Origin of the sequence: uncultured Campylobacter sp., assembly GCF_938018145.1 — a bacterium.
In the GTDB taxonomy this organism is placed as follows: Bacteria; Campylobacterota; Campylobacteria; order Campylobacterales; family Campylobacteraceae; genus Campylobacter_A.
The window spans coordinates 1-7874 of sequence record NZ_CALIII010000132.1; the positions used below are offsets into that span (position 1 = coordinate 1).

The 7874-nt window shown below is 47.6% G+C and carries 9 protein-coding genes; 4 read left to right on the forward strand and 5 right to left on the reverse strand.

Going from position 1 to position 7874, the window contains the following annotated elements; genetic code table 11:
- Positions 1–110: 110 nt before the first annotated feature.
- The 4 genes from Q0338_RS02955 to Q0338_RS02970 form a co-directional block, all read right to left on the reverse strand.
- Positions 111–983: a carbon-nitrogen hydrolase gene (locus tag Q0338_RS02955; protein WP_298085458.1), complete on the reverse strand. Its 873-nt coding sequence runs from the start codon at positions 981–983 to the stop codon at positions 111–113.
- 101 nt (positions 984–1084) lie between these two features.
- Positions 1085–1552 carry a low molecular weight protein-tyrosine-phosphatase gene (locus Q0338_RS02960; protein WP_298085459.1) on the reverse strand — a complete coding sequence of 156 codons (468 nt, stop codon included), beginning with the start codon at positions 1550–1552 and terminating at the stop codon, positions 1085–1087.
- A 14-nt stretch (positions 1553–1566) separates the two neighbouring features.
- Positions 1567–2487 (reverse strand): cation diffusion facilitator family transporter, encoded by a 921-nt coding sequence (locus Q0338_RS02965; RefSeq protein WP_298085460.1) that lies wholly within the window; start codon positions 2485–2487, stop codon positions 1567–1569.
- Positions 2488–3480, reverse strand: coding sequence for an agmatine deiminase family protein (locus tag Q0338_RS02970; protein ID WP_298085461.1), 993 nt, complete (start codon positions 3478–3480; stop codon positions 2488–2490).
- Between the two features lie 155 nt (positions 3481–3635).
- On the opposite strand from Q0338_RS02970, the gene Q0338_RS02975 reads away from it, so the two are divergent.
- The 4 genes from Q0338_RS02975 to Q0338_RS02990 all read left to right on the forward strand — a co-directional run bounded on the left by Q0338_RS02975 (position 3636) and on the right by Q0338_RS02990 (position 6877).
- Positions 3636–4289, forward strand: coding sequence for an amino acid ABC transporter permease (locus tag Q0338_RS02975; protein WP_002946746.1), 654 nt, complete (start codon positions 3636–3638; stop codon positions 4287–4289).
- A complete protein-coding gene (locus Q0338_RS02980) occupies positions 4276–4950 on the forward strand; it encodes an amino acid ABC transporter permease (protein WP_009496759.1) in 675 nt (224 codons plus the stop codon). Before Q0338_RS02975 ends, Q0338_RS02980 begins: the two co-directional genes overlap by 14 nt.
- An 8-nt stretch (positions 4951–4958) precedes the next feature.
- Positions 4959–5693, forward strand: a complete 735-nt coding sequence (locus tag Q0338_RS02985; protein WP_298085462.1) for an amino acid ABC transporter ATP-binding protein — start codon at positions 4959–4961, stop codon at positions 5691–5693.
- 347 nt (positions 5694–6040) lie between these two features.
- Complete coding sequence (locus tag Q0338_RS02990; protein ID WP_297940444.1) at positions 6041–6877, forward strand: cysteine ABC transporter substrate-binding protein; 837 nt, start codon at positions 6041–6043, stop codon at positions 6875–6877.
- 344 nt (positions 6878–7221) lie between these two features.
- On the opposite strand, the gene Q0338_RS02995 is transcribed toward Q0338_RS02990, so the two are convergent.
- The coding region (locus Q0338_RS02995; protein ID WP_298085463.1) for a TCP-1/cpn60 chaperonin family protein at positions 7222–7874 on the reverse strand (653 nt) is incomplete at its 5' end.

Below are 7874 nucleotides of genomic sequence, written 5' to 3' on the forward strand. Positions count from 1 at the left end.
TTTTGAGATGATTTTTGGGGTTTTGAAGTTAAAATTTGACGAAGATAAGGCATGTAGCCTATCGAGTCAAATTTTAACGAAATCCGTAAAAAGCGCTCGCGAGACAAGCTTTAGTCGATAAATCTTTTTGTTAAATTTGCATACGCATCTATCCTTCGGTCTCTCAAAAACGGCCAAATCCTGCGCACTTCTTCGCTTCTGGTCATATCGATCTCGACGATGCGGCACAGCTCGCTCTGGCTATCGGCGCGGAAAAGCTCCTCGCCCTGCGCGCCGAAAACAAAGCTGTTGCCCCAAAATTTGATCCCGTCCATCACGCCGCTTTCGTCGCCCTCAAAACCCACGCGGTTTACGGCGATCACGGGCAGGCCGTTTGCGACCGCATGTCCGCGCTGCACGGCGACCCACGCCTCTAGCTGACGCGATTTTTCCTCTTCATCGTCGCTCTCAAACCAGCCGATCGCGGTCGGATAGATGAGCAGCTTCGCGCCGCGCAGAGCCATGAGGCGCGCAGCCTCGGGATACCACTGATCCCAGCACACCAAAAGTCCGAGCCTACCTACGCTCGTATCGATGGGCTCAAAGCCGATGTCGCCCGGAGTAAAGTAAAATTTCTCGTAAAAGCCAGGGTCATCCGGGATGTGCATTTTTCGGTATTTACCAGCGACGCTGCCGTCTTTTTCAAAGACGAATGCGGTGTTGTGATACAGCCCGTCCGCGCGCTTTTCAAAGAGCGAAGTGACGAGCACGACGCCGTTTTGCCGCGCTACCTCGCCCCAAAATTTGACGTCGTTTTCCCAGCCCTCGGCAAGATCAAAAAACCTCGTCTCCTCGCTCTGGCAAAAATACTGCGTCTGGTGCAGCTCCTGAAGCACCACGAGCTGGGCTCCGCCGCTGCTAGCTTCGCGCACGAGCTCGAGCGTCCTTTGCACGGTTGCGTCTTTGGTGCCGTGAAATTTTTGTTGGATTAGCGCTACTTTCATATTTTTCCTTACGATTTAAATTTTTAAAATTATATCAAAGCGGGGATAAATTAGGACTTGAACGGCTAGTCGGGCAAGCAAATTTCGCCGCTTTCGCCGGCTCATAAAATTTGCTTTAGCCTCTCAAGCAAGCCCGCGCAAGAGTGCGAAACGTCATCGTAGCACCGCTCAAAATCGCGGGTGTAGTATGGATCGGCGATTATCTTGCCGCTTGGCGCGTCGCTAAATTCGAGCAGAAATTTTACTTTTTCGTCAAATTTAGCCTCAGCGCAGAATTTTCGCTTTAGAGTCCTTAAATTTTCATCATCCATTATCAAGATAAGGTCGCTGCTATCAAAATCTTTTTGCGTTATCAAGGTGGCTTTATGTGGCGCTACGGGCACGCCGTTTTGCTTCAAAACCCGCACGGTTTCGTAGTACGGCGGCTCGCCTATCTCGTCCTCGTGCGTGGCGCGCGAATCGATGCCAATACGCCCCGCCAGACCCGCCTTTTCGCTCAAATTTTGCATAACGGACTGCGCCATAGTCGAGCGGCAGATATTTCCGTGGCAAACGAATAAAATTTTCATATTTTTCCTTTGATTTAGCATTCGCACGAGCCGTTTTGATCGTCGCACGGATCAAGGTGCGTCGTGATCTGCCATTCAAACTCGCCGTATTTAGCCCTGATAGCGGCCTCTATCTCGTCTGAAATTTTGTGCGCGTCGTAAAGCGAAATTTCGCGGTTAAAGACTAGATGAACCGCGACGTAGCAGATGTTTGCGCTCTTTCTGGTAGCTAGGCCGTGATAGCTTGCTATCTGAGGGCGCGAGCGGATTATCTCTTCGATTTGCGCCGTTATCTCGGGCTCTAGCGCGCGGTCTAGCAGCACGCCTACGCTTTCTTTCATCAAATTTATCGCGCTAACGGCGATGTAGCCGCTAATCACTATACCAAAAACGGCGTCTATCGCGGCAAATCCCGTAAATTCGACCAAGATAAGCGAGGCGATAACGGCTAGGTTGCTAAAAAGGTCGCTTTTATAGTGCAGAGCGTCGGCTCTAACGATCAAATTTCTCGTGCGGCGAGCGACGCGGGAGAGGTAGGCGACCAGCAGCCCCGTAACCGCGACCGATAGCGCCATCGCATAGAGCGAAAAAGCCGTATCTACGGGCGCTTGCTCCGTTTGTAGCTTACGCACGCTCTCGTAAAATATAAACGCGCCAGCACCCACGATCAAAACGCCCTCAAACATCGCCGCAAGCGCTTCTAGCTTGGCGTAGCCGAAGTTAAATTTAGCATCGGGCGCGGCTTGGGATTTACGGATGGCAAAGAAATTTAGCGCGGAAACTAGCAGGTCAAGCATCGAATCGATCGCCGAGCTAAGCACCGCCACCGAACCGCCGATCAAACCCGCGGCAAATTTAACCACAGCTAGCGCAAATGCCGTCGTGCCCGCGACTATCACGGCTCTGCGACCTAAAATTTCATTTTGCCTTTTTATGTCGGCATTGTTTAATTGCATTTAGATTTCGCTTTCGGCTTCGCTCGCACCGCTATACTTGTTTTGACTAGAACAGTGCAGCGAGCCGTTTTGACGCACGAAAACGAGCGAATCCACGCCGATTATCTTGCGATCAGGCAGCTCCCGCGCTAGTCGCTCAAGCACGATTTTATCGTTATCATCATTGTACGTCGGCACGATGACGGCGCCGTTTATAAAGATAAAATTCGCATACGTGCACCCAAGCCTCTTGCCGCCGTAAAATTTAGCCTTGGGAAGCGGTAGCGGCACGAGCTTAAAGCCCGTATTTTCAAGCTCTTTTTTCATCGCATTTAGCTCGCTAAAATGCTCGTCGGCAGGATCGTCGCAGCATGCGTACGCGATGGTATCAGGAGCGATAAAACGCGCCAGAGTATCGACGTGGCTGTCGGTGTCGTCGCCCTTTATAAAGCCGTTTTTAAGCCATATCACGCGATCAAGGCCAAAAAGTTCCTTAAGCCGCGCCTCAATCTGCTCTTTGTTTAGATGAGAGTTGCGGTTGTCGTTTAGCAGGCACTTTTGCGTCGTTAGCAGCGTGCCGTGGCCGTTAAAATCGATACTGCCACCCTCAAGCACGAGATCGATACTTCGCAAATCACTTTTAAAACGCTTAGCTAGCTCCAAATTTACGGCATTATCCTTCGAGCTTTCAAATTTGCCGCCCCAAGCGTTAAATTTAAAATCATAGCTGAGGATTTTCGCGCCGTCCTCTACGTCTATCATGCCGTAGTCGCGTATCCACGTATCATCAGTGTCGATTTTTACGAACTCCACGTTATCAAATTTAGCAAATCGCTCCCGAAAAATCCCCTCATCGGGGCAGATCAAAACGACCTTTTGAAACGGCACGATAGCTGCAACCAGCCTCTCGTAAGCGTCTAAAATTTCGTCCAGATACGGCTTCCAGTCGGTGTTTTCGTGCGGCAGCGATAAAAATATCAGCTCTTGTTTTTCCCACTCTGCAAACGCTCTCAAATTCGTCCTTTATTTAAATAATTTCTATCAAAATTTAGGGGTTATGATACCTTTTGCAAGCTTAAATTTTAAAATAAATCATACAAAATTAGTTTTAAATTTAGTTTGCTTTCGCTACAATCTCGCGAAATTATCAAAAAGAAGCTAAAAAATTTATGGATTTTGAGTTTATAAAAGAATTTACGCCGATGTTTGTAAAAGCGGGCATTTTCACCGTCAAGCTCTCTCTTTACGGCATCTTGCTCTCGCTTGTTATCGGCATATTTTGCACGCTGGTTAAATTTTACAAGGTCAAGATCCTGATGCCTATCGTAAACGGCTACATCGAGGTTTCCAGAAACACTCCGCTACTTATCCAGCTTTTTTTCCTCTACTACGGACTTAGTAAATTCGGGCTAAATTTGAGCGCCTTTACCTGCGCGGTCGCGGGGCTTGCGTTTCTTGGCGGCAGCTATATGGCGGAGAGTTTTAGACTTGGTTTTGAGGCGGTGAAAAAGACGCAGATCGAGGCCGCGCTTAGCGTCGCGCTCACGCAGGGGCAAATTTTACGCTACGTTATCTTGCCTCAGGCTTTTAGCGTTTCGATCCCCTCTATCGCCGCTAACGTCATCTTTCTCATCAAAGAAACCTCGGTCATCAGCATCATCGCCCTGCCCGATTTGGTCTATGCGACCAAGGACATCATCGGGCTTTACTACATGACCGACGAGGCGCTTTTTATGCTCGTAGTTAGCTATTTGATTATCATTTTGCCGATATCTTTGGTCTTATTTTGGCTTGAAAAAAGGATGAGAGTTGGACGGAGTTAGTATTTTATTCGACCCGCTAGTTTTAAAGCGGCTGATTTTCGAGGGGCTGTGGATGAGCGTGCAGATTTCAGCCATCTCGATCGCCATCTCTCTTGTTTTGGGCACGTTTTTGGGCGTGGCTATGAGCTCGAAAAACAAATTTATCTTTTTCGTGCTAAAAATTTGCCTCGAAATCGTACGCATAATGCCTCAAATCGTCTGGCTATTTTTGTTTTACTACGGCGCGAGCAAGGCTTTTGGGCTTGATATTTCCAAATTTAACGCCTCGCTCATCGTATTTAGCCTGTGGGGCGTGTTTGAGATGATGGATATCGTGCGCGGCGCGATCGTCTCGATACCGCGGCATCAGTTTGAGAGTGCGGCGGCTCTAGCGCTTAGCAAGACTCAAATTTATCTTTACGTCGTGATCCCGCTAGCCACGCGCCGCCTAGTGCCCGCGGGCGTAAATTTGCTAAGCCGTATCATCAAAACCACCCCGATCGTCGCCCTCATCGGCGTACCCGACCTGCTAAAAGTCGGCCAACAAACGATCGAGGCGGCGAGCCTAACCGCCAACCCGACCGTGCCGTTTTGGATATACGGCTTTATATTTTTATTATATTTTCTCGTCTGCTATCCTATCTCAAAACTATCCAAGATACTTGAAAACAGATGGGCATAAGGAATCAAATGAGCGAAATTTTAAAACTCTCAAATTTAAGCAAATCTTACGGCGACTTGCAGGTGCTAAAAGGCATCGACCTTAGCGTCAAAAACGGCGAAGTAGTCGTGATCCTGGGGCCGTCAGGATGCGGCAAAAGCACGACTCTGCGCTGCATAAACGGCCTTGAGCCCTTTGACGGCGGGCAGATAGAGATAGCCGGCGAAAAGATCGACAAAGACTACAAAGACTGGATCAAAATCCGCCAAAAAGTGGGCATGGTTTTTCAAAACTACGAGCTGTTTGACCATATGAACGTCATCGAAAACATCGTGCTAGGACCGGTAAAAGCGCAAAAAAGAAGCCGCGAAGAGGTCGAAAAAGAGGCCGAAGCGTGGCTAGAAAAAGTCGGCCTAAAACATAAAAAATACGCCTATCCAAAGGAGCTTAGCGGCGGGCAAAAGCAGCGTATCGCTATCGTGCGCGCGCTTTGCATGAGGCCAGAGATCATGCTATTTGACGAGATAACGGCCTCGCTGGATCCCGAGATCGTGCGCGAGGTGCTAGACGTCGTCATAAACCTCGCAAAAGAGGGCATGACGATGCTAATCGTAACGCACGAGATGGGCTTTGCGCACTCGGTGGCAAATCGCATCGTCTTCATGGATGAGGGCAAGATTATCGAGGAGAGCGAACCGGAGGCGTTTTTCACGCATCCAAAAAGCGAACGCGCGAAGAAGTTTTTAAATTTATTTTCGTTTTAGCGGCTTAAATTTGACGTTTTTTAGGCTAAATTTGAAAGCTTTTCGTCAAATTTAGCTTTTAAACCTTATGTCTTTACCATTTAACCAACTTAAATTTATAGCTCTACTTTAACTCAAATTTACTCAAAATAACCTGTGCAAATTTGATCCGCTAGCCATTTCTTAAATTTAAAATTAAATTTGCAAATTTATATTGAGTAAATTTTACACTCCATTTTAAATTTAGCGTTACGTTTTTAAACAAAATTTGATTATTCTGTGCGCCTGTCGTCCGAAAAAGTACAAATTTAGTCGTATTTTAGCCAAGCTTTTGTATATTTTGCGCACTTTATTTTAAAGGAGAAAGAATGAGAAAACTTCTGTTTTCATTTTTGGCAACATTCGCCGCCGTCTTTCTAACGGGTCAGGCTAATTTGCAGGCTGCCGAAGCGGACGCTTTGGCTAAAATCAAAGAGCGCGGATACGTGCGCGTGGGCGTCTTTAGCGACAAACCGCCGTTTGGCTACGTCGATAAAGAGGGCAAAAACCAAGGCTACGACATATACTTCGCCAAACGCATCGCAAAGGATCTGCTAGGCGACGAGAGCAAGGTTAAATTTGAGCTCGTAGAGGCGGCAGGCCGCGTAGAAGTGCTAGTAGCCGACAAGGTCGACATCACTTTGGCAAATTTCACCAAAACCCCTGAGCGCGCTAGAGTCGTTGATTTCGCGCTTCCGTATATGAAAGTGTCGTTAGGTGTAGTTAGCCCGGACGGCGCAGTCATAAAAAGCGTGGATGAGCTAAAGGGCAAAAAACTAATCGTCAATAAAGGCACGACCGCGGATGCGTATTTCACGAAAAATCACCCTGACATCGAGCTTATAAAATACGACCAAAACACCGAAACCTTCGCCGCTCTGGTCGATAAAAGAGGCGTGGCGCTAGCGCACGATAACGCGCTACTTTTTGCATGGGCTAAAGAAAATCCTGGCTTTACCGTCGGTATCGAAGCCCTAGGCGAGGTCGACGTCATCGCGCCTGCGGTCAAAAAAGGCAACAAAGCGCTACTTGAGTGGCTAAATAACGAGATCGTGGAACTAGGCAAGGAAAATTTCTTCCACAAGAACTATGACGCTACGCTAAAACCGATCTACGGCGATAGCGTAAATCCGGAATCTCTCGTCGTCGAAGGCGGGAAGCTATAAAACCCAAAGTCGGAAGAAATTCCGACTTTTTCATTCTATACATTTTAAAATTTAAAGCATTAGGTAAATTTACCACCAGCACAACCTATCGTTTCGATATTTTAAATACGACTAAAATTTTACGCTTGCTTCTTATTAAAGCAAATTTGATCCGAAAAATACAATAAATAAACCGCCAAATTTAAGCTCACATATCAAAGTTTGTAAATTTTAATCGCTATAGAGTTCAAGGATATTTTTTAATTATTAGAAAGGATAGTTTTGTGGATTTTCCTTGTACAATTTGCAAGGAAATTTAAAGAAAAACCTGCGGAAAGCCAAAGCTCTCCGCAGATAAAGGCGTATTACATCATTCCGCCCATGCCGCCCATTCCGCTCATATCAGGCATCGCAGGCATCGGTTTATCCTCTTTTAGCTCGCTTATAGTAGCTTCAGTGGTTAGAAGCAGGCTTGCCACGCTAACCGCGTTTTGAAGAGCCACGCGCTCGACCTTGACCGGGTCGATGATACCGGCTTTAAACATATCCACGTACTCGCCAGTAGCTGCGTTAAAGCCGTAGTTGTCGTCTTTGCTAACGCTTACAGAGTTTGCTACTACGCCCGCATCAAAGCCAGCATTTTCAGCGATTTGGCGAAGCGGAGCGGTTAGCGCGCGTCTTACGATATCGGCGCCTATAGCTTCGTCGCCGCTTAGTTTTAGATCCACTTTCGCGCTTGCTTTGATAAACGCAGCGCCGCCGCCGATTACTATACCCTCTTCTACGGCCGCTTTAGTCGCGCTTAGAGCGTCGTCCACGCGGTCTTTTTTCTCTTTCATCTCGGTCTCGGTAGCCGCTCCGACCTTGATAACCGCTACGCCGCCGCTTAGCTTAGCTAGGCGCTCTTGTAGTTTTTCTTTGTCATAGTCGCTCGTTGTTTCTGCGATCTGAGCTTTTATCTGGATGATTCTAGCGTCGATTGCGGATTTCTCGCCTGCGCCATTTACGATAGTCGTGT